We start from the raw sequence: 22,651 nt of genomic DNA, 5'->3' as shown, positions 1-22,651 counted from the left end.
TTCGCTATGCGTCCCGTTTTACATTTGCATATACAAACGTGTAGTATGGAGCCATGAAGCAAGCGGTCTCCGGTTTCGATTGGGATAGCGGCAACTGGCCCAAATGTGCCAAGCACGGCCTATCGAAAGCGGAAATCGAACAGGTGTTCATGAGGACGCCTTCGATCTACCCCGACCCAGAGGTTGGAGAAGAGCGAAAGCGGGCGATCGGGACAACTGAGGAAGGCCGTTATGTCTTCGTGGTTTTCACCTTGCGCGAAATGGATATCGGAACACTCATCCGACCGATTAGCGCGCGATATATGCATGAACGGGAGATCAGGCGATATGAACAGCGGTAAGGGCAAGCAAATGCCGGCCCTGCGTTCAGATGAAGAGGCGGAAGCCTTCGTCGATAACGCGGACCTTTCCGAATACGACCTGTCCGGCTTCAAACCGGTCCAGTTCGAGTTTGAAAAGAAGTCGGCGCAACTGAACATGAGGCTTCCGGAAACCCTGCTTTCGGCGATCAAGGCGAAGGCGCGGGAAAGAGGCATTCCCTATACACGTCTGATCCGCGAAGCGCTGGAAAAGACGGTTGCCAAATAGAGACGGCCAAGGCCGGACAGAAATTGCTGCGGGCGATACCCGGTGGACCGAGAGACCAGAATGACCGATACCCAAGATCCCCTCGTTCTCTTCATGCCCTCCGGCAAGCGTGGCCGGTTCCCGAAGGGTACCGCCGTCCTCGAGGCCGCCCGCGAGCTCGGTGTCTATGTCGAGAGCGTGTGCGGCGGCCGCGGCATTTGCGGGCGCTGCCAGATCGACGTGCAGGAAGGCCAGTTCGCCAAGCACGGCATCACCTCTTCCAACGACCATATTTCCCCCTTCAGCCCGAAGGAGGCGCGCTACAAGCAGCTGCGTGACCTGAAGGACGGACGCCGCCTGTCCTGTTCGGCGATGATCGAGGGCGATCTCGTCATCGACGTACCGCAGGACGTCGCCGTCAATGCGCAGGTCGTGCGCAAGGCCGCCGACGAGCGGATCATCGAGCGCAACCCCGCCGTCCACATGTGCTATGTCGAAGTCGACGAACCGGACATGGAAAAGCCGCTCGGCGATCTCGATCGCCTGAAAGCCATGCTGCAGCAGGACTGGGGCTACGAAAACCTTGAGGTCGACGCGCATCTGCTTCCCCGCGTCCAGTCGATCCTGCGCAAGGGCGAGTGGAAGGTGACCGCCGCCATCTGGCGCGACGACGAGGCCGGCAGGCCGCACCTGATCGCCCTCTATCCGGGATTGAAGAACGAGGCCTATGGCATTGCCTGCGACATCGGCTCGACGACGATCGCCATGCACCTATCCTCACTGCTCTCCAACCGAACCGTCGCCTCGGCCGGTTCCTCCAATCCGCAGATCCGCTTCGGCGAAGACCTGATGAGCCGCGTCTCCTACGTGATGATGAACCCGGACGGTCGTGAGGGCATGACGAAGGCGGTGCGCGAGGCGATCAACGAACTGATCGCCAAGGTCTGCGCCGACGGCGGCGTCGACCGCGCCGACATTCTCGACTGCGTCTTCGTCGGCAATCCGATCATGCACCACCTCTTCCTTGGCATCGATCCGACGGAACTCGGCGGTGCGCCCTTCGCGCTCGCCGTCTCCGGCGCCGTCCACCTGAAGGCGAGCGAGATCGACCTCATCATGAATGCCGGCACGCGCGTCTACACGCTGCCCTGCATCGCCGGCCATGTCGGCGCTGATGCCGCCGGCGCGACTCTATCGGAAGGCGTGCATCGCCAGGAAGACATGATGCTGATGGTCGATATCGGCACCAATGCCGAAATCGTTCTCGGCAATAGTGCCCGCACGGTCGCCGCCTCCTCGCCCACCGGCCCCGCCTTCGAGGGCGCCGAAATCTCCTGCGGCCAGCGTGCAGCACCCGGCGCGATCGAGCGGGTGCGCATCGACCCGGTAACGCTTGAGCCACGCTTCCGCGTCATCGGCATCGAACCCTGGTCGGACGAGCCGGGCTTCGAGGAAGCCGCCGCCACGACCAAGGTCACCGGCATCTGCGGCTCCGGCATCATCGAGGTGATCGCCGAAATGTTCCTGGCCGGCATTATTTCCGAAGACGGCGTGGTCGACGGATCGCTCGCCGCGCGCTCGACCCGCATCGAAGCCAACGGCCGTACCTTCTCCTACGTCCTGCACGATGGCGCGCCCCGGATCGCCATCACCCAGAACGACGTCCGCGCCATCCAGCTCGCCAAGGCGGCGCTCTACGCCGGCGTGAAGCTCTTGATGGACAAGCAGGCGGTGGAAAAGGTCGACCGCATCAGCCTGGCCGGCGCGTTCGGCACCTTCATCGATCCCAAATACGCGATGGTTCTGGGCCTCATTCCCGATTGCGACCTCGACAAGGTAAAGGCGGTCGGCAACGCCGCCGGCGCCGGTGCCCGCATGTGCCTCCTCAACCGTGCCTTCCGCCGCGAGATCGAGGAGACCGTCAGCAAAATCATCAAGATAGAGACGGCGCTTGAATCAAAGTTTCAAGCCTACTTCGTCGACGCCATGGCCCTGCCGAACAAGACGGACCTGTTTCCCGAACTGGCAAAGACCGTCACATTGCCGGAGAAAAGCCAGTCGACGGACGGTGGAGAGGGCGGCGGACGCCGGAGGCGCCGCGCCCGCTGATCACGGCGCGGCAATTTCCGTCAACCGCGCCCTGGTGCGATCGGAAAAGGCCTGCGAACGGCGCGTCTCGTGGTTCATCTGCACGACGACCGTCGTGGCAAAGGCGGCACAACGTCCATTCTGGAACACAGCCTGCTCCATGCGCACCGACGAGCGTCCCACTGCCACGATCCGCGTGCCGATGTCGACCGTGCCGGGCCAATGCACCTCGGCCCTGTAATCGAGGTCGAGCTTGGCCAGAACGAAACTGCATGCGGCGTCCGTCATCGGGTCTTGCGGATTGAAGATCGCCTCGACGCGGCCGGTCTCCATGAAGGTGGCGAACACGGCATTGTTGACGTGTCCCTGCCGGTCGGTGTCGCCGAAGCGAAGCTTGTCATAGGCGCGGAACGGAAAGTCCTCCAGCCGGATGTCGGCATGGGCCGGCGCCGCACTCTTGTCTGCTGAGACATCCATGAACGCGGCCTCAGGCAGCAGCAGCGGCATGCGTGAGCCCGGCAAAGGCATAGCGGATGCTTTCCGCCACGGCTTCACCGGCGCTGTTCATCTCGGCCGACGCCAGCAGCCGTACCTCGAAATAGCCGAGCTCCGGCAGACCATCGGCATCGCCAAGCGCCTCCATCTGATCGCCGAGATAGCTGCGCGGAATGGGGGCGATCGCAAGATCGGCGACCACCGCCGCACGCTGCGCCATCGTATGCGCGCTGAGATAGGCAATCCGGTAGGAACGCTTGGACTTGTCGAGCCGTGCCAGAGCATCGGCGCGCCAGCAGCAGCCCTCCTCCCAGATGGAAATCGGCAACGGATCCTTGCGGAAGGCATTGCCGCACTTGGCGCCGGCCCAGACGAGCTTCTCGCGCAGCACGACTTCCTCGCCGTCGCCACCGGTGCCCGGGTAGGAGTTCACCAGCGCAAGATCGAGCCGCCCTTCCTGAAGCCGCTTGCGCAGATTGGAGGAGGAGTCGATCGTCACGTCCACGAGAATGCCCGGGCAAGCTTCGGCAAAGCGCTTGAGAATGTTGGGCAGGATGCGTTCGCCGGAATCATCCGTCGCCCCAAGCCGGACGACGCCGCTCATTTCCGGAAAGCGGAAGCGGGATACCGCCTCGTTGGAGAGCGACAGGATCTGCCGGGCATAGGCCAGAAGCATCTCGCCATTCTCCGTCAGCGACACCGAGCGCGCATCGCGGCGAAACAGCGTCGCGCCGAGCTGTTCCTCCAGCTTCTTGATCTGCATGGAAACCGCAGACGGCGTTCTGAGCACCATATCCGCCGCGGCGGAAAAACTGTTGGTTTCGGCAATCGAGACGAACGTCCTGAGGATATCGGTCTCAAGCAGCGGCAGGGGCTGGCGGAATACGACGTTCACAGCGGCATCCTTTCAATTTTTTTGACCTTAAGATGGATATCATTTCGTTTGATTGAATGTCAACTCTCCCCGATATTGATCGAAGCAGCGAACCTGCTGCCATCAAGCACAGGAGAACGACGATGTTTCTGGGAAGTGTATTCGTAAGTTTCACAAAGGCATGGAACGGCTGGAACCGAGCTCCGACATCCTCGCGCCATGACATCGAAGGCCTGCCCTACTGGCTGCGCGATGACGTCGGCCTGGAGGCGGACGAAACCGCAATCAGGGAAGAGCGCAGGAAGCTTGCCGACTGGGCCCGGCATTTTCGGGCGTTCGTCCGCTGATGACAGGAGCATTGCTCCCGCACGCAGGCAAAGCGCAGCATGCGGGAGCCGGAGAATTTTCACATTGCCTGCCCCGCACCCTCTTCCATGGCGGGTTCTTCCATGTCAGTGTCGCATTTGAGACATCCAGGTCACTGTTTTCGCGGTGAGACATTCAACCTGGAAACCGTGAGCATGGAAAAGCCTCTCTGATGAGCAAAACGCCGGAAACAAAGCGCTCTATCGTATTCTTCCTCGTCCCCAACTTCTCGATGCTGCCGTTTACCGCCGCCATCGAAGCCCTCCGGATCGCCAATCGCATGCTCGGCTACAACGCCTACAAGTGGCGCATGGTGTCGACCGACGGAAAGCCGGTCTTCTCGTCCTCCGGTATAGCGATCGAAGCCGACCTGCCGCTTGTCGAGGAGCGACGGTTTCTGTCGAGCGACACGCGACCCGACATGGTGCTCCTCTGTTCGGGCATCAATGTCGAGGAATTCCAGAACAAGTCGGTGTTCGCCTGGCTGCGCGAGATCTACAATCGCGGCGTCGCCGTCGGCTCGCTCTGTACGGGCGCCTATGTGCTGGCCCAGGCCGGCCTGTTGAAGGGCAAGCGCTGCGCCATCCACTGGGAGAACCTGCCCGGCTTCTCGGAAAAATTCCCGCAGGCCGAAGTCTATGCAGACCTCTACGAAATCGACGGCAATCTCTACACCTGCGCCGGCGGCACCGCGTCACTCGACATGATGCTCGACATCATCGGCCGGGACTTTGGCGAAAGCCTTGTCAACCGCATCTGCGAGCAGGCCCTGACCGACCGCGTGCGCAATCCCCATGACAGGCAGCGCCTGCCATTGCGCGCCCGCCTCGGCGTCCAGAACGCCAAAGTCCTGTCGATCATCGAACTCATGGAAAACCATCTGGCCGAGCCGGTGTCGCTGCTCGACATCGCCGACAGCGCCGGCCTCTCCCGCCGGCAGATCGAACGACTGTTCCGCCAGGAGATGGGCCGCTCGCCAGCCCGGTACTATCTCGAAATCCGCCTGGACCGCGCCCGGCACCTGCTGGTCCAGTCCAACATGCCGATCGTCGAGGTGGCGGTCGCCTGCGGCTTCGTCTCGGCCTCGCACTTCTCGAAGTGTTATCGCGAAGTCTACAATCGGTCCCCGCAGCAGGAGCGCGCAGACCGGAAGATGACGCTCGCCACATCCAGAGCATCCTGACGACGAAAATTGCGACGGTGGCGAGCAGAATCGCCGCCCTGCCCGACCCTATTCGGCGGCGGACACGGAAGCGGCCATCAGCGCGTCCGAATAGACGCGGTTGCGCCCCTGATGCTTGGCCATGTAGAGGAACTGGTCGGCGGCGTTGAGGTGGTTGTCGAAGGTTTCGCCGCCCTCGATGCCGCTGACGCCGATCGACACGGTGATCGTCAGGTCCTCGTCGTCGGCAACGATGCGAACCCGCGACAATTCGTGCCGCAGCCAGTCGCAATAATCGGTCCCGGCGGCAGAATCGAGCCCGGTCATCAGGATGCCGAACTCCTCGCCGCCAAGTCGCGACAGAAGATGCGGCGAGCCGTCGAGAAGGTTTTCGAGCTTGTGCGCGACCGCAATCAGCACCCGGTCGCCGATCTCGTGTCCGTAGGTGTCGTTCAGCTTCTTGAAGTGGTCGATGTCGAGGATGGCGATACTGCAAGGAATGGATTCGCGCTGGCCGATGCCGATCTGCCGCGGCCCCCGGTCGAAGAAATAGCGCCGGTTGAAGAGGCCGGTCAGATAGTCGCAGGCGGCCGCGCGCTTGAGATTGCGGATCTGCTGCAGCATGTCGAGGCTGTTGGCGACGCGGCAGAGAAGCTCTTCCTCGACGAAGGGCCGATAGATAAAATCATTCGCCCCGGCCTTCAGGAAATTTGCCGACAGCAGCCGGTCCGAGGAAGACGATATGCCGATGATGCCGAGCTCATCAGTCTCGAACATCCGTCTCACCCGCTGCGTGAGTTCGTAGCCGTCCATGTCCGGCATCACGTAATCGGTGATCATGAGCTCGACTTCCGGGAAGCGGTTCAGCACGTCGAGCGCCTCCAGCCCGGTTCCAACGCCAATGACGTTGTAGCGCTGCAGCTTCAGCAGTTCGACCAGATTGCTGCGCACGGAGCTCATGTCGTCGACCACAAGGATCGTGTTCGACTGATTGTTGAAGAAGCGCTTCACCGTATTGACGACCGAATTGATCGCCCGCTCGCTGTCCTTGATCACGTAATCGACAACCCTGCGCTGCATCAGCACATTTCGGATGTCGCGATCGAAGCGGCCGGTGAAGACCACGGTCGGAATGCCCATGTCGGAGGTGTAGTCAACGACCTCGCCGTCGGACGAATCCGGCAGCGTCAGATCGACCACCGCGAGTTCGAAGCGCTCCCCGCGCTCGACCAGGTCTTTGAGCGCTGTCAGGGAAGCGACATGCACCACGGAAAGGCCAAGTTCGTCGCAGAACCGGTGACTGAGAACCTTTGAAAAAAGCCGGGTGTCCTCGACCAGGACGACGGTACCCCTGACACCGCTATTGCCACCCTGCCCAACTGCCGTCATGTCGCCGTTAAATGACATTTTCCCCTCAAGCCTTCACCGAAAAGTTGAAAACTCAGACAGCTTGCGCCAGATGGCGCTCCGCCCTCCTGCGATATTCTTCGATATCTTTGCAGGAAAATCGAGAGCGCTTTATCTTAACGCGCCAGAATTTTCAACCTATAGCAGCAGACAATTGAGAAGTGGTTACGGAACCCGCATCGAAGTTGGCGCGAATCTGCGTCAGCGTATCGAGATTCTGGTTGACCCGGCAGTAGAACTCCTCGTCCACGAAGGGACGCAGGATGAAATCGTTGCCGCCGGCCTTCAGGAAACGCGCCGACATCAGCCGGTTGGTGGACGAGGAAACGCCGATGATCCGCAACTGATGCGAACCGATGCTCGCGCGGATGCGCCTCGTCAGTTCGAAGCCGTCGATGTCCGGCATGTTGTAGTCCGTGATCATGAGGCCGATGTCCGGATTCTGCTTCAGGAGTTCCAGAGCCTTCATGCCGCTATCAGCCTGGCTGACGCGGAAATTGTAGCGCCTCAGCCGCGTCGACAGGAGCGCACGCGCCGTCGGGCTGTCATCGACGATCAGCACGTGGTGGCGCTGGTTGGTCAGATAGCGGCAGACCGACTCCGCCAGCATGTCGACGGCGAACATGTTGTCCTTGATGACGTAGTCGACGATTTCCTTCGCCAGGATCTCCTCGCGGATCTTCTCGTGGAAGGCACCGGTGAACACGATGGTCGGAACGCTGAGATCGACGAGATAGCTCAGGGCCTCCCCGCTCTCGGCACCTGGCAGGTTCATGTTGGTGATGGCGATGGCGACCGGCTCGCTGGAACGCTCGTAGACATACTGCAGCTGTTCGAAATTGCGGCAGACCTCGACGTCAATGTCGAAAAGCTCCTTGAGCCGCTTGCTGATCATCGAAATGTAAACATTGGAATCTTCCGCCAGGAGCACTCTGTGTCCCTTCAAAGAAGCGCCGGAGTAATGCATCCCGGAAATTCCCAAAAACGCCATACGAACCCATCCCCTCAAGTCATTTCAGGATGTTATAGCTTTGACGTTTTTAAAAATGTTTAATCCCCGTGAGCGGATCGGCATCGGTGTTTGGCGGATACTCGCAACGTGGCTCACGATGGGATTGGTGGCGGTGCGCACGCGGCACCGCCGGGCAGAGTTACTTGACCTGGGCCGACCCCTTGACGATCTCGACGGTCTCGCCGCCGCTCAGGCCCACGCGATCGCCGTTCGGCAGGGTAACGAAACAGCCTGCGGGGCAGATGGTTTCGGTCGCGCCCGCGTCGATCGCGACGTCCATGCGGTTTCCGCCTTCCACGACCACCAGAACCACAGTTTCGCCATCCTTATTGGTCACGGTCGCGGCATGCGCAAAGGTTGATCCGGCTCCGGCAATCAGCAGTGCAACAAGAAATCTTTTCATGTTCTTCCGGCACACGGGGCGCCGCCCTCTGTTGTCGTTCCTGTGTCTGGCACAGAGCATGCCACACACGTCATGGCCTTATCCATAGTCGATCGATGATGAATGTTGCCTGAATGATGGCATGACCGTGTCTATGGCTGGTTCGGGCCGTCCGCCCCATCCTCGACATTGCCATCCCCTTCCGGAATATCCGGATGTCCCTCGTTCTCCAGCTCGGAAATGTCGGCAGCCGGCCGCTTGCCGCGCTTGCGGCCGGAAAGCTCCTCCGGCCAGCGGCCGACGTCGCGCGCCGCCCGAACTGCTTCGGCGATCTTTTCGGACTTCATGTTGATATTGAGATCGCGCTGGGGGAACGGAATTTCGATGCCTTCGGCCTTGAAGCGCTCGTAGATCTGCAGGCGGATTTCGGTGCGAACACCGAGCCCGTCGAGAATGTCGGCAAGATAGGCACGCAATTCGAAATCGAGCGAGGAATCGCCGAAATTCGCAAAGACCACCATCGGTTCAGGGAAATGCAGGAGCTTGGGATGCCCGTCGGCAATCTCCTTCAGGATCTCCAGCACCCGGCGCGGATCCGAATCATAAGAGACGCCGACCATGATCTCGATCCGGCCGATCTTGTTGCGGTGCGTCCAGTTGCCGACCGAGCTGTTGATGAACTCGGAATTCGGCACGATGATCGTCTGCCGCTGGAACGTCTCGATTTCCGTGGCGCGCACGGAGATGCGCCGGACGAAGCCTTCCGTCGTTCCGGTCACCACCCAGTCGCCCACCTTGAACGGCCGTTCGGCAAGCAGGATCAGTCCCGATACGAAGTTGGAGACGATGTTCTGCAGACCAAAGCCGATACCCAGCGAAAGAGCACCGGCGACGAGAGCGAGGTTCGACAGGCTGATGCCGGCCGCCGACAGGCCGAACATGATGGCGATGCCGATACCGAGATAGCCGACGCCCGTCTTGACCGAGTTGCGCACGCCCGTGTCCATGTAGGTGCGGCCGAGAACGTTGCGGTCAAGCCAGTTCTCGAAGAGGCGCGAAACGACGAGCGCGATGGCGAAAATGATCAACCCGCCGAGAATTCCGACGATGGAAATCGAGAAGCTGCCGATCGTGATATTGGTAAAGATCCGGTAGACCCAACGCTCGATATCCGCGAACTGGAAGCCCCAGGACAGGAGAATGAGCGGAAAGCCTGCCAGCAGCGCAAAGATGTAGATGAAGAAGCCGACGGCGAGACCGAGCTGGTCGAGGGTCTTGGCCTCGATCTTGAACCGCTCGCCGATATAGCGCCCGACGGCCGTGCGCGGAAATCCGTTCTGCTCGGAGACGGCCCGGCCGGACAGGATGCCGATATAGACGGTGATCACCACCGCGCCGGTGACGATCAGCTGCGTGGACAGGAAGCGCGCGAGGCTGACATAGCCGGCAAGGCAGAGCAGGATGATCGCGGCACCGCAGATGCGCAGCAGGATCGCCGCGAAATGCGGGAGCGGCCGGCCGGGATCCTTGGGGTCGCCGCTGCTGTTGAGGATGGGTCGGGAAAATGACAGCGCGATCAGCAGCAGGCCGATGATCACCGACGCGATGAGGCTTTTGACCACCGTCAGGATCAGATCCGAGCCTGCGGTGGTGCTGATCGCTTCCAGCACGTAGTCGAAGCCATTGACGGCCGCCATCAGCGTGAAGACGCGGACAAGCGACTTGGCGCCGCCATTCGAGACGTTCACCAGTCGCCACTGGACGTCGCCAGGCGCAAGCGTCGCCTTGCTGAGCCGCCAGACGAAGAAGACCATCCCGGTCATGCCGAAGCAGGCGGCAATGATCGGCGCGACGTCCTGCCTCAATACGTTGAAGCGATCGAAAAGCGTGTAGGAGACGGTGAGGAACGTTGTGAACGACAGCGTCGAGATGGTGGTCGACCAGAAGGCGACCGAAAGCCGGCTGAGATAGCTCGGCGCCTCCTGTGTCCTGTCGCGACGTACAAGCGAACCGAACAGTCGCCTGATCGTCATCATCAGCACAATGGCGAACGCCAGAGAACCCATCAGCGCGCCGCCGAAATAGACCGCCTTGAAGCGCCAGATGAACGAGGTCCAGCTGCCGAACGTCCGTTCGAGTGTGGCGCCTTCCTGGCCGGCCATGGTCCAGGCGGTCGCAAACAGATCCAGCGTGATATCGCGCCGGGCCAGGAGCTTCTTCGAGAACATGTCCCGGCGCGCGATCGTGATGGCGGTGCCAAGCTGGCTCGCCTCGGTCGACAGAGATTCGGCCTGGCCGGTCAGCGCATTGATTTCCGCGCGCTCCGATTTCAGCCGGTTGCGCTCATCGGTGACGATCTGCGCTTCCGCCGGCTGCCCTTCTGCCGGCGGATCGCCGAGTTGCTCGAGGCGGCTCTTGAGCTGATCGAAGCTCGGGCGCAGATCGACGGAGATCTGGATGACAGCGCGACTGACCTTTTCCACCTGGTCCATCATGTCGACGAGCTTGTCGTCGTCGCCAATCGCCGGCGTCAGCTGCTTCTCGATCGCATCGAGCTGCTGCTTGGCCTGTTCCAGTTGCCGGCGCGCGTCATCAACCGGGTTCACCGCCGCTTTCGCGGCCTGTTCCGTGGTCGCGGCCGCATCCTGCGCGAGCGCTGCGGACGCAGACAGCCCTGGCCCAACGGCAAGCAGAACAAGAAGAGCGATCAGGGCCGGAAAGCGGCCGGCGATACCGGAAATGCTGCGCAAACGAATACCTCATCCGTCGTGGAAACGGTCATGCGCTGGTTGGCACATTTTCGACCGCGAGGAAACCCTTGCCGACGCGCGATCCCGGGCAGACTAGAAGCCGGCACCGGGTTGCGCCAGATAGGATTTCTCCGCGTCGGTGGACTCGCGCCCAAGTATGGCATTTCGATGGGGAAACCGCCCATATTTGGCGATCACCTCATGGTGCCGCCTAGCATAGTCGAGGAACTCCTCGTTGCCGAGTGTTTCCATCAGCTCCACGCAGCGCGTCTGGTCTTCGATATTCTCCGAATGCTCGTACGGCATGTAGACGAAGACACGCCGTTCGAGGTCGATCTTCCTGTCCACGCCGGTCTGCACCGCGAGCTTGGCCTGACGCAGCGCCAGACCGTCCGTCGCAAAGGCCAGAGGCGTAGCGCGGTACATGTTGCGCGGCAGTTGGTCGAGAACGATGATGGCCGCTAGAAACGCCTCCGGCGTTTCATGCCACTCGTCGCCGATATGATTGGCAAGGCTCAGATGCGTCTCGGCAAACCGCTTGCGGATGCTAATATCGAGCTCTGGCGAGGATTTGAACCAGTCCTCTCGCGTCAGTTCCTCGAACCAGAAATGCAGGATTTCCGCCGGCGATGCGATCGCCACATAGTCGGACATGCCAGTCTCCTCCGTGCTAGCCCATGCCGTCGGCGGCACCACCGACATTAGCCTTGGATTGCGATGTGGGGTCAACCCGCGACGTGGATGTGCCTCATTTCCACTTTGACGCCCAGTTGCGCAACTCCACCTTGGCCTTCTCGGGCCACTGCCCGACCGGAGGGCGAACCAGGATCTTCTGTCCGGACGGCTTCCAGGCGATATAGGCCTGTCGCTCGGCAGCCGACAGGAAGACAAGTGCCTCCTCATCCCCGCACATATGCCGCGTACAGGCCGAGCCGACGTAATCGTCACCCTTGAACGCACCGCCGCCGACACCGGTGATGATCGCCTCGAAAGCCGGAAGATCCTGTCCGAGAAGGTTCGCCATGTGATCGGCGATACCGCCATAGCGCAATACATCGGAGGGATGCTCGATCTGCCGCTCGCGCAACGTCTCCCAACCCTTGGTACTGTCGGGGGAGAACTCGACGGCGGCAAGCTCGGTAAGACCGCCTTTAGGCGTCCATTGCCACTGTCGCGTCGCCCGGCCCGGCACCTCCCCGGTCGAGAACAGGATGCGCTGGAACTCGACGTTCGAAACAATGGCTGCACATTCCTCGATCGGCCCATCCAGCCGGACGGCGCCATCCTTTGGGAAGGACATGACGAACGGCGTTCCCTCGCAGGCGTTGCCGCCCGCCGAGCGGCTGCCGATGAGGACCGGCACTCCGTCGACAACGGCTACCTCATCGAGAAAAATGATCGCATCCGTCAGCATACGGCGCCCGTCAACGGCCAGCACCCGCTCCGGGTTTTCGCCTTCGACGGTGATCTGATGCCCGAACAGCCGATCGATCTCCGCGGCCCTGGCAGGCAGTGCGGAACCAATAGCAACCAGCATAATGGGAATGAGTCTTGGCAGCATCGGCCCTCCCTCTGCGGTGGAGCCGTCATCCTGCCCACCTTGCCGCAGACAGGCAAGCCATGAAACACCGAAGCCATTTTCGGCGCCTGTGAGCGGCGCAGAAACTACTTTAATTAATCAGCGGAAGAATTTGGTTTTCAAGAAAGAATTTGGTGGGTGATCACGGGCTCGAACCGTGGACCCGCTGATTAAGAGTAAAGTCTGATGCCGATAACGGCGCGACTTCTATCAAGAACGGTTTTCAATACGCCGCCATTAGGTCCATGAAAATCACCGGAACATAAGATGAATTGGTAACTGCACATTTTCGCTTCTGGGAGGTATATATCCGCGCCATGAAACTCACAACGGCTGCACTGATTCTCGCCGTATCGCTCGGCACAACTCTGGCACCAAATCGCACCATCGACGGCGACACGATCGTCATTGCCGGCGAGACGATCCGGATCGCCAACATCGACACGCCGGAAATTCACCAGGCGAAATGCGACGCCGAGCGACGGCTGGGGCTTGTTGCAAAGGCGAGGATGAAAGAATTGCTGGCAAGCGGAAAGCCGGTGATCACCCGCGGCGACCATGGCAGAATGAAGGACCGCTACGGCAGGACGCTGGCCGTCGTCAGCGTCAATGGCAGCGATATCGGGGACACCCTGTTCAACGAGGGCCTGGCGCGGAAGTGGAATGGCAAGCGTCGGCCGTGGTGCTAACGAGCGCTGGGCAAACACGTATCTTCCGTCCCCGTCTGCCTGATATAGGCCCCAGTAGCAGAGGATGCTATCGGTTGTTTCATGACCGGTTGACGGATCACAAGTCAGCGCAAAGCGGCAGCCGTCAGTTATTACCTGCGTTCATATGGCTTATGAGAGACGGAAAGCTGCAATAACTCACGCGGCTGAGCAAGCCGTGAACAAGTATCCTATTTTTCCAAAGCGGGCTCCACGTCCTCATCTTCGTCACGCAGGCTTAGGAGTATAGCATAATTACAGTTCTGGGTGGAAAACTGCCAAGAACGAAAGTCATAGGTTGATTTGGAGGAGCTATTTCCTAAGATTTGCAAAAATCCATCGGAATACGCACATGCCTCGATTTACTAAGAGCTACATTGACAGTCTTCGGCGACGCATTTGGCAACAGAGAGTCAAACCCACCTCAGATAGAAAATTGGATGACGCTGACCTTAGGCTTTATCTCCGTGATTACCGTCGTAGGCTCTCAAAAGGTCGTTTCAATTCGGCTGCTTCACCTCTTGCTAGGCTTGCCATCAGAAGAAACGCAGAATCCAAATCGCGTGCACTGCTCAAAAAGGGGAAAAAGGGTAAGCGCTTGCCAATCCCTAAGCGCCTGCTGCTAACTCATAGATATAGTGAAAACAAAATAATATTGGGATTGCGACCAGACCGAAAAAGCCTCTGGGTTCCAATTACTCAGCGTCGACACGCTGCAAAATATAGCGAACTCGTACTAAATGACTTCACATTTATTGATCACCCTGATGAAACATTAACACAATTAGTATCTATTATTAAATTTGAATGTTTCGCCGTTGATGCGTTCTTGCATTTTGACGATAAATACTGCATAGACATAGCATCCTACTTAGTTCTCGCGGAAATGTGGCCACAACTCGCCAAGGTATTCAAAGGCGGTAGAATGTCGACCGCTATCCAAAAAGTGTTAGACTCAGTTCAACTGAGCCGAGATCTAGGCATGAGGTTAAACTGGGGACATTCAACGGATAACGTGTGGGCGTTTCCCCGGCGGACAAGAAGACCCGCAGGAAGCTCACGCAGCGCAAAAAGAGAGTTGGAACCTCAACGCCGCGAGCACGTAGCCGATGAATTCTGCGATGCCGTAGATGAATGGTTAGAGGAAGCAGCTTTCGAGATCGAGCTTTCCAGAGGAGGCAAGGCTCGACTGGCGAATATCATACTTGAGCTGCTAGATAATGCGGAACGGCACAGCAATCCTCCGGGTTCTGATGGAACTTGGTCAACTGCGGCATTCATGGCCAAGCGACCGGAGTCGGGTGTCGACGTGTACCGTTGCTACATGGGCTTCCTTAGTGTGGGCTCCACCATTGCGGAGGGCCTAAAAACCGCCCAGCCAGCAATCCGACAGCAAATCGAGGAATACTGTGATCTCCACGAGGGGACCGGCCGAAGTCGAGAAACACTCGCAACTTTGGTGGCTTTGCAAGACGGCGTAACCCGCGATCCCGTTGCAGCGACAAATCAGCGCGGAGGCATTGGATTGCAGGAAGTGCTTGATCTTATAAATGTCCTTGGCTTCAATAGCATGCCTGGAAAGGCGCCAAAGATGACCATTGTGTCTGGACGCTCTTGCATTATGGCCCGTCAGCCATATGTACAGGGTACACGTAATGGTGTAAATGAGCCGCGCCGATTGTGGTTCAATGAAGAAAATTCGCCGCGTATAGCTCCGGACCCTGAATTCGTGTATGATCTTAACACAACATTTCCAGGGACTATTATAGGCCTAACGTTTGTACTCAGCGGCGACGATCTGAAGCGAGTATTAAATGAAACAGATCCAACTGAGCGAGTTGACTAAGAACGGCGAGGTAAGGAACCTTTCGGGACACGAGAGGGGCTTAGCCGCTCGTCAACATTTTAAGCTTGAGGAAATGGATCAGGAAGCCGGTCCTGTAGTGGTGCTCGTTCCTCGGTTCGTGTACACAATCACGCCGTCGTTCTTCCAGGGTATGTTTGCCGAAAGCGTAAAGAGGCTCGGCGATCGAGACAAATTCTTGGCTCATTATTCATTCGACGCCGAACCGGTCGTTCTGCAGCAGGTAGAAAGCGGCATCAGGTCGTCATTGATGGAGCGCAAGCCGATTTTTGCGAACTAGCATCAATGGACGCAAAAGATTGGGCCCCTTGGGTTGGTATAGCGGCCAGCCTGCTCTGGAACCTCGTCAATTCGTATAGAACGAGCGCTCTTTGGCGGCGTGGACAGCTGTTCGCCGAATTTAAGGGCCTTAAAGGTCCGGTGGAGACCACGCTGGCCTCTATGCGGGAAGCCAAGTCGGAGCTAACTAGCCTCGCAGCTTTTGGTGGGTCAGATGACGACTTCAGGGAAAATCTCGAAGCATTTAATCATAAGCTATCTAATCTTTACGTTTCACTGACAACCGCTCTTGAAGCTCTTGATTCAAGTGATTTCAATGAAAAGACGAATTGGGTGAGCATGACCGAGAGGTCATGGGACGATGCCGTCGGCGCAGTGCAGAGAATATATGCGCCGATGTCATTAACTGATAAAAAAGCACTAATTGGACCAGCATCTGAGAAGCTTGGCAAACTTATTGAGCTAGTTTCGAAAGAAGTGGAGAGGGAGACCAAGAAGCAACTAGAGGCAGGCTAGGAAGTTTCGTTGATCCGGCCATGACAGTAGGTTGCTCTTGAGGTCTTTCGGGCCTTTGGCTTTGCAGTAGGGATCATTCACCAACCATGTGCAACCTCTACAATATCTCCACCACCCACGAGATGATGCGCCAGTTCGCCGGCGCGGTCGACGATCTCACCAACCGGCTCGATCCGTCAGAGGACATTTACCCGGACCGCCCTGCCCCGATCATCCGCAACAACGGTGACGCCCACGAGATCGCCCTGGTGCGCTGGGGCCTGCCGAGCTCATCCAAGGCGCTCTACGACGCCGCCACGAAGCGCGCCGACAAGCTGCGCGCCAAGGGCAAGGATGTCGACTTCGACGAGCTCCTGAAAATGGAGCCGGACGGCGGCACCACCAATGTCCGCAACACCAAGAGCCGCCACTGGACACGCTGGCTCGGCGTCGAGCACCGTTGCCTCGTGCCCTTCACCCGCTTCGCCGAACCGGATCCCGCCAACAAACCGGAGGGCGGCCGCACGCCGAATGCCTGGTTTGCGATCGACGAGAGCGAGCCGCTGGCCTTCTTCGCCGGGATATGGGTGCCTCAGTGGGAGAGCGTGCGGAAGGTCAAGGAAGGCCTGATCACCACCGACCTCTTCGGCTTCCTCACCTGCGAGCCGAATGGCATTGTTGGCCCAATCCATCCGAAGGCCATGCCAGCAATCCTGACGACGAAGGAGGAGATAACGGCCTGGCTCTCGGCACCTTGGGAAGAAGCAAAGGAACTGCACCGGCCCCTGCCGGATGATCGCCTGACACTTCTGCCGGCCAGCAAGACATAGGACATGACAATGGACTCGGCGAACAGGCCTGATTCACGAGATGATTTCGACGACGACGAATTCGACCGCGAGCTTGAAAAGGCCGAGACGGAACGCAAACCGCTATGGCCGCTCGTCGTGGCCGGGTTGGTGCTGATTGTCTCCGTCGCCAGCTCGATCGCCGGCGTGGCTCGTACCATGGGCTGGCTTGGCGGCTAGGCAAACGACCGGTAGAAGCCACCCGGAATAACAGCCGTTGCGTGCTGGACACCTTATGAATTCGGTCCTAATAATCGCGAACGAAATAGGAACGAATTCCGATGGCGAGACTGTTTGACGATCCCTTCACTTTCATGGTGGAAGAGCTGGACCGCAACGGCAAGGCCGTCGAACGCCTGGCCGGCGCAGACAACATCATCGCCGCCAGAGCGGCGTTCAATGCCCTCGTCGTCCAATATGGCGACCGGCCGTTCATCCTGCGCCACCGGGGCAGGATCATCGAAAGGGCTAATCTGTCGCAGCCGCCGGCTTGATTATTGTCATCGCCAGGACAAGCCATCGAGATTGGCATCCCTCAATTTCAGTTAGTGCGCGTACCTGCAATTCAAATCAATTCTCGCTTGCATTCCATCAGAAGTTGCTTTTTCATGTGACAAGGGCAAGAAGGGGGAATGAAAATGCGTGCTTTTCTAGGCATAATGTTTGCGTTCGCAGCTGCAGTATTCGGGAACAGTCAAGCTTGGGCAGAAGAGCCTAAACTGACACAGAATGGAAAAAGCCTGGATCCCGACCAACTTTACTACATCGAATACACATGCAGCGTAAACGAAAAGGCCCTGAAAAAGTATCTGACTTCCGAACGCAGTTGGGTTCCCTTCAATAGACCAAAATCGGCAACACATATATTCGCGATATCTTCGAAAGAACTAAACCTTTCCGCGGAATCTTTCAACACAAGCACATCCACCTTTCTGATACCGCAACATGTCTTTACCGTTGTTGATGGCAACGTCACATCGCAGGAAGGCAGTTCATGCGGACGAAAATTCGTCACCTATGGTGGCAGCGGGCCAAAGCTGGCGTATTTCCTGCGCTATGAGTCGCAGTCGGTGCCATCAGGCGTTGTGAAGACACTTGCTCTGGTGAACGACTTGGTTTTGCCCACCTACAAGCTGGCGAGGGGACAGGAGCTTAACGGAGAAACCGTTGAGCGGCAGAAAGCCGTTTCGACAATTATGACAACCTACACTGGATACCTGAAGTTATTCGAGAAGGAGCAGAACTCCACATCGCGAGTAGTCGACCTGAAGACGGGAACAAACCGGCTGACGACCAGCGTCTCGACAGTGTCGATAAAGGTCAGACCTGCTAAGAGCCTTCTACGTGACGCTGGCATTCCATTCAAAGCCAATTTCGATACCCTAATTCCGGTGACCGGCAAAATCGATGTAAATAAGATTAGGCAGGATTGTCAGCAATTCAATCGGGACCTTTTGGAAAAGGGCTTCTCGTCGGCTGCAGACAGAGCCTATACCATCTATCGCTCCACTGATCTTGCAAGCAAGGACCAGTATATCGAATGCCTTGATCCGGAAGATCTGGTGCCAGTCGTGCTCGAAACGCGACACCTTTACACAAGCGCGGTCCCGGAAAGTCTTCTGATTACCAAGGAGGATGTCCTGGCCTACGTAAACAAGGCAAAACAACCGAAACTCGTTGAAGCAAGAGACCTCAAAATCCGGGGCGCGGTTGATCGCCTGGTGGACATTTTCAGCCGATATGGAGCGTTGAGAGGACTGCCCGCCTCAGACGCCGAGGACGTTCAGAGTCGAGTCGCACCCGCGATGACCATCGATGACAGGACTGACCGGGCGTGGATCTCCAAACGCACTGAAAACGCTTCAGACATACAAACCGTAACACAGGGAAGCTTCGTGCCGTCCTTCTCAAGGTTCGTCGAGAACGGATACACCCGATACGGCTGCTACCATCTCACGCGTTCTGCACCGACCATCGAGGGCTTCGACGGCGCGTCTGCGATGCTGCTTGCAGGGAAGGAGGACGACAGCGAGAAGAAGCAGACAATTGGCCTTCGCCTGTTTTTCGAAGACAATATGCTGACGAAGATCGTAGCTACCAGCCGTATGACAGCGGAATTACGCGGCTTGATTAACGGCTGCACTCTTTGACTTGCGCCCAACGTTCTAGGCGCTCTCAAATTGTCGATCGGAGTGCTTACCTTACCGGCTGACCAGCCAGTGCCACCATGCCGCAAGCTCGTGGCGGATGGTGTAGACCCACAGCATGAAACCGGAGGCGGCGCCCATCAGCCAGATGCCGCGCCGCCAGAGAAAGGCGCCGAGCTTGCCGGCGCCCTTCGCCTGCTCACGCATGATGCGATATTCGTTCCATGTTTCCTGCTCGCGGGCAAACGACGCTTCCATCGTCTGCACCCGGTGCGTCAGTGTCAGAAGCAGCTTCGAATGCTCGTTCTGCGTCTCGTGCATCAGCCGACGGCTCTCGGCCGATTCCTTGCGGTCCACCTCCCGCCATTCCATCAGCCGACCCATATCGGTGTGAATTTGTGCCAGCTGCCCCGCGATCAACTGTTCTCCCCCTTCAGTCATGTCATCACCTGCCTACCGCCGCTGCGCCTGCAGCGCGCGGATTGCCTCGCCCTTGGCGTCGTTCAGCCGCCGGCACGCCGCAAACCCCTGCCGGTCGGCAAGCCAGCGCCGGCGCTCCTCGGCAAGCGTCCTCGGCTTGTCGCCGATCGATGCCTCGGGGCAAGGCCCCATCACGGCCGCCGAAACGCTGACGGCCGCCGACGGCGCCTCAACGCGTCTTGCCAAAGACGTTCCACAGCCGGTCAGACATGGGATGGTAAGGAGCACCCCCACGATCATCAGCCTTGTTCGCATCGTCCGTCCCTTCCGCCGCCAGCGCGGCATCGCCTTCGGCCTTCATCACGGCCAGTTCGGCATTCGCGTCGTAAAGCGCCCGGTCGGCGGCATCGATCTTCGCCTGCGCCGCCTTACGGTCAGCCTCGATCTTGTCCTTCAGCTTCGCCATGGCTTCCTGCCAGGCCGCCCGTTCCCCGGCCGCACCGGCCGCGCGGGCGCGGCCCACCCGGCCCTGCGCCAGATCGTCGACCAGCGGCCCCACCACCGGCACGAAGCGCAGATAGGGCGTCAGATAACTTGCGCCGGGAATGCCCTCATAGAAGACGAGTAGCCCGAGCAGCAGGACAGGCCACGGCCGGTCATGCCGGCCTCGTAGCCGCGACCCGTCTTCGTCGGACCCGGGCGACCGAACGGCGTCGGCACGTCGCTCTCCGGCAGATGGTAGGGGTCGATGTCCCGCCCCTTGCCCCCCGCCTGCGGCAGCACGACCGGCCGGTTCTGCCGTCCCCGTGATGCCGTCAGTCCCTCGAAGACGGTCTTTGCCTCGCCGCGCCCGACCTTCGCCTTGGCCTGGCTGTAGGCATCGTTCACCTCCCAGAACCAGGCGTCCGGATGCGCCTTGCGATAGGCCTCGCCAAAGGCGTTGCGCTGCTTGTTGCGCTGAGCCTCCGTCATGCCCTTTTCGGCCCGGGCGCTGTCGACCGCATCCTCGATCGCGCTTGTCGTCGATCTCAGCGCCGGATTGACGACCGTCGCCACACCAGACCCAACCTGGGTCATGAACTTGTCCCAGAGGTTCGAAAGCTCCTGCAGACCCGCCTGGCTGTCGGTGACGATCTGATTGAAGTCCTTGAACGCCGAGCCGTCCACATGTCCCAATTCTGTCGTCAGCTGTCGAAGCACATCGCGCTGCATGATCAGCGCCCGCACGCCCTTCTGCATTTCCGCATCGGTGAACAGTTTCGTCAGCTTCGACAGGTCGCCCTTGGTGGCGATCATCGTCATGTCGAGGAAGACGTCGACGACGTCGCGCCCCTCGCGCTTGGCCTTGTCCAGCGCCTCGGTGATGTCGATCCCGAAATCATGGAACTTCTTCGCCGTCGCATCCGAATACATCTTCTGGAAGACGTTCGAGAGATAGGTCGCGGCGTCCGAGCTGGCGCCCGCCTGGTTGCGCACCACCTGGAGCATGGCGACGATCTTCTGCAGCCCCTCGGTTCCTTCATAGCCGAGCGCCGAGAACGCCGGCAGCAGCGACGGCAGGTATTGCGCCATGTCCTTCAGTTCGAACTTGCCGGCCTTGCCGCCCGCGACCAGGATGTCGAAGGCCTTCTGCATGTCGCCGCCGGCAATCTTCATCGAGCCCGCCAGCGCATCCGCCGACAGCGCGATGTCGGAGATCGCCGCCCCCGATGCCTGCGCCGTCAGCGTCACCGACGGCAGGAAGGCAAGAGATTCGTCGAGCGACCGACCGGAGGCGACCAGCGTCTCGAGACCAGAAACCACATCCTCGAAACTCATCTTCGTCGCCGAGGCGATCGCCTGCAGCTTGGTGATCGTCGGCCGGATTGCATCCGCGCCCTTGTCGGCATTGATCACGATCCGGTTGACGCGCCGTTCCAGCTCGGCAAAATCGGTATAGGCCTTCGCCGCCACCGTCCCGGCCACCACGGCGCCTGCCGCGGCCACGCCCGCCCATTTGCGGTAGAGCGCGCGCCGGCGCTCCATTTCCGCGTCTTGCTCGATCAGCAGCCGTTCCATTGCCCGGTCGCGCCGCCCCAGCGTCACGCCGGCATTGGCGAGCGATAGATCCCGCTCGGCCCGCTTCAGCCGGTCCATGTTGCCGATGATCGCCCGCGTCGACTGTCCGGTACGGTCCTTGAGGTCGACCACCATCGTGGCCGTCAGGCGGCGTCCGCTCATGGCTTACTCTCCGGTGACGAAATGCGGGGCAAGGATCGAAAACACCTGGTGCAGGCGCTCGGCGTCCGGCCATTTGAGATGCGCGATCACGGCGGGATGCACCCGCGCCATGCGCGCCAGCAGGTCGCGATTGCTGATCTCGCCCGCCCCCCAGGCGTCGATATCCGCCTGCTCCGGCGGATAGACCGAAAGCGAAGCCAGGCGCACGCCATCGACGGAGGGACGGAAATACAACGGCAGCACGATCGGCAGCACGTCGCCATCGTCATAGGAGACGACGGGCGCTTCCTCCGGTCCGCGACCGGCGGGGATATCCGCCGGGGAGGAAGCGCCGACACGGGTCACGAACTGATCGAGATCGATCGAAGCGGCCCCGGTCTCGTCCACCTCGGCAAGATGCGCCGAAAGCGGATCGATGTCATCCACCCTGTTGCCCGCCATCATTCGATGCCCAGGATCGTGCGCACGCTCTGCGTCACGTCATTGCCGAATTCGCGCACCCGCGAGGTGAAATAGTCCAGATAGAACCATTCCTTGCCGCCGACGAAGAGTTCATAATGCGTGACCTCGGTAATGCCGTGGTCATGGCCGAACGTGCTCGACCGGTCGAAGGCATCTGGCGCCAGCCGGCCGATCATGCCGGTGACGATCGCCTTCGCCTGGCTCATCGCGCCGGTCTGCTTGTTGCGCAGCGCGCCGTAGATGGTGAAGTTCTGCGGCTCGTTGTCGCCGATCCCGAGCAGCCGGTAGGAGTCTTCCGAAATGCCCGCGAACTTGAAGGACGGGTCGAGCGCCCGGAAGGCGCTCATCGAGAAGTTGACCTCGGCCACCGCGCCGCCGCCGAGATGCGCGGTCGTCACCCGCTCCAGCGTCGGCAGCGCCACGCTCTGCAGTTTCACATGATTGGACGCGCTCGGATCGGCGTCGCCGAGAAAGATGTTCGCCTGTTCGAGGAGAAGAAGCTGTTCAGCCATGATCTGGCCCTTTCG

General features: G+C 59.6%; 27 protein-coding genes. 13 read left to right on the top strand and 14 right to left on the bottom strand.

The genetic code is table 11. The annotated features are described in order from the left end of the window. Window positions 1-53: 53 nt before the first annotated feature. The 3 genes from ACU5AY_RS06050 to ACU5AY_RS06040 are packed head-to-tail and all read left to right on the top strand — an operon-like array spanning window position 54 to window position 2,676. Window positions 54-341: a BrnT family toxin gene (locus ACU5AY_RS06050; RefSeq protein WP_446828390.1), complete on the top strand. Its 288-nt coding sequence runs from the start codon at window positions 54-56 to the stop codon at window positions 339-341. Further along, on the top strand, window positions 328-588 hold the full coding sequence (locus tag ACU5AY_RS06045) for a BrnA antitoxin family protein (RefSeq protein WP_446828389.1): 261 nt from the start codon (window positions 328-330) through the stop codon (window positions 586-588). The genes ACU5AY_RS06050 and ACU5AY_RS06045 overlap by 14 nt, the downstream gene beginning before the upstream one ends. Before the next feature lie 60 nt (window positions 589-648). Then, the gene (locus ACU5AY_RS06040; protein ID WP_446828388.1) at window positions 649-2,676 is read left to right on the top strand and encodes an ASKHA domain-containing protein; all 2,028 of its coding nucleotides are present in this window, start codon (window positions 649-651) and stop codon (window positions 2,674-2,676) included. On the opposite strand, the gene ACU5AY_RS06035 is transcribed toward ACU5AY_RS06040, so the two are convergent. Together ACU5AY_RS06035 and ACU5AY_RS06030 are read right to left on the bottom strand one after the other, a co-directional pair. Continuing rightward, window positions 2,677-3,132, bottom strand: coding sequence for an acyl-CoA thioesterase (locus ACU5AY_RS06035; RefSeq protein ID WP_446828387.1), 456 nt, complete (start codon window positions 3,130-3,132; stop codon window positions 2,677-2,679). It lies immediately after the preceding gene. A gap of 10 nt (window positions 3,133-3,142) precedes the next feature. Then, window positions 3,143-4,045, bottom strand: a complete 903-nt coding sequence (locus ACU5AY_RS06030; protein ID WP_446828386.1) for a LysR substrate-binding domain-containing protein — start codon at window positions 4,043-4,045, stop codon at window positions 3,143-3,145. A gap of 122 nt (window positions 4,046-4,167) precedes the next feature. Here ACU5AY_RS06030 and ACU5AY_RS06025 point away from each other — a divergent pair, with 122 nt between their 5' ends. After that, complete coding sequence (locus tag ACU5AY_RS06025) at window positions 4,168-4,371, top strand: hypothetical protein (RefSeq protein WP_446823823.1); 204 nt, start codon at window positions 4,168-4,170, stop codon at window positions 4,369-4,371. A 191-nt stretch (window positions 4,372-4,562) separates the two neighbouring features. Further along, window positions 4,563-5,573: a GlxA family transcriptional regulator gene (locus tag ACU5AY_RS06020; RefSeq protein WP_446828385.1), complete on the top strand. Its 1,011-nt coding sequence runs from the start codon at window positions 4,563-4,565 to the stop codon at window positions 5,571-5,573. A 48-nt stretch (window positions 5,574-5,621) separates the two neighbouring features. Here the strand turns inward: ACU5AY_RS06020 and ACU5AY_RS06015 are convergent, their stop codons facing one another. From ACU5AY_RS06015 to ACU5AY_RS05990, 6 genes are all read right to left on the bottom strand, one after another. Continuing rightward, window positions 5,622-6,959, bottom strand: coding sequence for a GGDEF domain-containing response regulator (locus ACU5AY_RS06015; RefSeq protein WP_446828384.1), 1,338 nt, complete (start codon window positions 6,957-6,959; stop codon window positions 5,622-5,624). A gap of 133 nt (window positions 6,960-7,092) precedes the next feature. After that, on the bottom strand, window positions 7,093-7,950 hold the full coding sequence (locus tag ACU5AY_RS06010; RefSeq protein ID WP_446823820.1) for a response regulator: 858 nt from the start codon (window positions 7,948-7,950) through the stop codon (window positions 7,093-7,095). Window positions 7,951-8,110: 160 nt separating this feature from the next. After that, window positions 8,111-8,374, bottom strand: a complete 264-nt coding sequence (locus tag ACU5AY_RS06005; protein ID WP_446828383.1) for a hypothetical protein — start codon at window positions 8,372-8,374, stop codon at window positions 8,111-8,113. A 131-nt stretch (window positions 8,375-8,505) separates the two neighbouring features. After that, window positions 8,506-11,103, bottom strand: coding sequence for a mechanosensitive ion channel domain-containing protein (locus ACU5AY_RS06000; RefSeq protein ID WP_446828382.1), 2,598 nt, complete (start codon window positions 11,101-11,103; stop codon window positions 8,506-8,508). Window positions 11,104-11,196: 93 nt separating this feature from the next. Next, entirely contained in the window at window positions 11,197-11,757 is a 561-nt protein-coding gene (locus ACU5AY_RS05995; RefSeq protein ID WP_446823817.1) for a DUF924 family protein, read from the bottom strand. A 94-nt stretch (window positions 11,758-11,851) separates the two neighbouring features. Continuing rightward, complete coding sequence (locus ACU5AY_RS05990; protein WP_446828381.1) at window positions 11,852-12,664, bottom strand: hypothetical protein; 813 nt, start codon at window positions 12,662-12,664, stop codon at window positions 11,852-11,854. A gap of 335 nt (window positions 12,665-12,999) precedes the next feature. On the opposite strand from ACU5AY_RS05990, the gene ACU5AY_RS05985 reads away from it, so the two are divergent. From ACU5AY_RS05985 to ACU5AY_RS05950, 8 genes are all read left to right on the top strand, one after another. Beyond that, window positions 13,000-13,371, top strand: coding sequence for a thermonuclease family protein (locus tag ACU5AY_RS05985; protein WP_446828380.1), 372 nt, complete (start codon window positions 13,000-13,002; stop codon window positions 13,369-13,371). Window positions 13,372-13,825: 454 nt separating this feature from the next. Further along, complete coding sequence (locus tag ACU5AY_RS05980; protein ID WP_446828379.1) at window positions 13,826-15,235, top strand: hypothetical protein; 1,410 nt, start codon at window positions 13,826-13,828, stop codon at window positions 15,233-15,235. Next, the gene (locus ACU5AY_RS05975) at window positions 15,204-15,533 is read left to right on the top strand and encodes a hypothetical protein (RefSeq protein WP_446828378.1); all 330 of its coding nucleotides are present in this window, start codon (window positions 15,204-15,206) and stop codon (window positions 15,531-15,533) included. The genes ACU5AY_RS05980 and ACU5AY_RS05975 overlap by 32 nt, the downstream gene beginning before the upstream one ends. 5 nt (window positions 15,534-15,538) lie before the next feature. Further along, window positions 15,539-16,048 carry a hypothetical protein gene (locus ACU5AY_RS05970; protein WP_446828377.1) on the top strand — a complete coding sequence of 170 codons (510 nt, stop codon included), beginning with the start codon at window positions 15,539-15,541 and terminating at the stop codon, window positions 16,046-16,048. Window positions 16,049-16,134: 86 nt separating this feature from the next. Further along, window positions 16,135-16,857 (top strand): SOS response-associated peptidase, encoded by a 723-nt coding sequence (locus tag ACU5AY_RS05965; RefSeq protein ID WP_446828376.1) that lies wholly within the window; start codon window positions 16,135-16,137, stop codon window positions 16,855-16,857. A 9-nt stretch (window positions 16,858-16,866) separates the two neighbouring features. Beyond that, window positions 16,867-17,055 (top strand): hypothetical protein, encoded by a 189-nt coding sequence (locus ACU5AY_RS05960; protein ID WP_446828375.1) that lies wholly within the window; start codon window positions 16,867-16,869, stop codon window positions 17,053-17,055. A gap of 101 nt (window positions 17,056-17,156) precedes the next feature. Beyond that, the gene (locus ACU5AY_RS05955; RefSeq protein ID WP_446828374.1) at window positions 17,157-17,369 is read left to right on the top strand and encodes a hypothetical protein; all 213 of its coding nucleotides are present in this window, start codon (window positions 17,157-17,159) and stop codon (window positions 17,367-17,369) included. A 138-nt stretch (window positions 17,370-17,507) separates the two neighbouring features. Beyond that, entirely contained in the window at window positions 17,508-19,025 is a 1,518-nt protein-coding gene (locus ACU5AY_RS05950) for a hypothetical protein (protein ID WP_446828373.1), read from the top strand. A gap of 51 nt (window positions 19,026-19,076) precedes the next feature. Here the strand turns inward: ACU5AY_RS05950 and ACU5AY_RS05945 are convergent, their stop codons facing one another. The 6 genes from ACU5AY_RS05945 to ACU5AY_RS05920 are packed head-to-tail and all read right to left on the bottom strand — an operon-like array spanning window position 19,077 to window position 22,636. Beyond that, window positions 19,077-19,463: a hypothetical protein gene (locus tag ACU5AY_RS05945; protein WP_446828372.1), complete on the bottom strand. Its 387-nt coding sequence runs from the start codon at window positions 19,461-19,463 to the stop codon at window positions 19,077-19,079. A gap of 12 nt (window positions 19,464-19,475) precedes the next feature. Further along, window positions 19,476-19,688 carry a hypothetical protein gene (locus tag ACU5AY_RS05940; protein WP_446828371.1) on the bottom strand — a complete coding sequence of 71 codons (213 nt, stop codon included), beginning with the start codon at window positions 19,686-19,688 and terminating at the stop codon, window positions 19,476-19,478. Further along, window positions 19,672-20,010 carry a hypothetical protein gene (locus tag ACU5AY_RS05935; protein ID WP_446828370.1) on the bottom strand — a complete coding sequence of 113 codons (339 nt, stop codon included), beginning with the start codon at window positions 20,008-20,010 and terminating at the stop codon, window positions 19,672-19,674. The genes ACU5AY_RS05940 and ACU5AY_RS05935 overlap by 17 nt, the downstream gene beginning before the upstream one ends. Window positions 20,011-20,027: 17 nt before the next feature. Continuing rightward, on the bottom strand, window positions 20,028-21,662 hold the full coding sequence (locus ACU5AY_RS05930; RefSeq protein ID WP_446828369.1) for a phage tail tape measure protein: 1,635 nt from the start codon (window positions 21,660-21,662) through the stop codon (window positions 20,028-20,030). A gap of 3 nt (window positions 21,663-21,665) precedes the next feature. After that, a complete protein-coding gene (locus ACU5AY_RS05925) occupies window positions 21,666-22,088 on the bottom strand; it encodes a hypothetical protein (protein WP_446828368.1) in 423 nt (140 codons plus the stop codon). 14 nt (window positions 22,089-22,102) lie between these two features. Then, on the bottom strand, window positions 22,103-22,636 hold the full coding sequence (locus tag ACU5AY_RS05920) for a phage major tail tube protein (RefSeq protein WP_446828367.1): 534 nt from the start codon (window positions 22,634-22,636) through the stop codon (window positions 22,103-22,105). Window positions 22,637-22,651: the final 15 nt, after the last annotated feature.

The sequence above is a fragment of the Rhizobium sp. PAMB 3174 genome (genome assembly GCF_052908375.1).
Note: the sequence above shows the minus strand (reverse complement) of the source record. Positions and strands in the feature narration are given on the sequence as shown.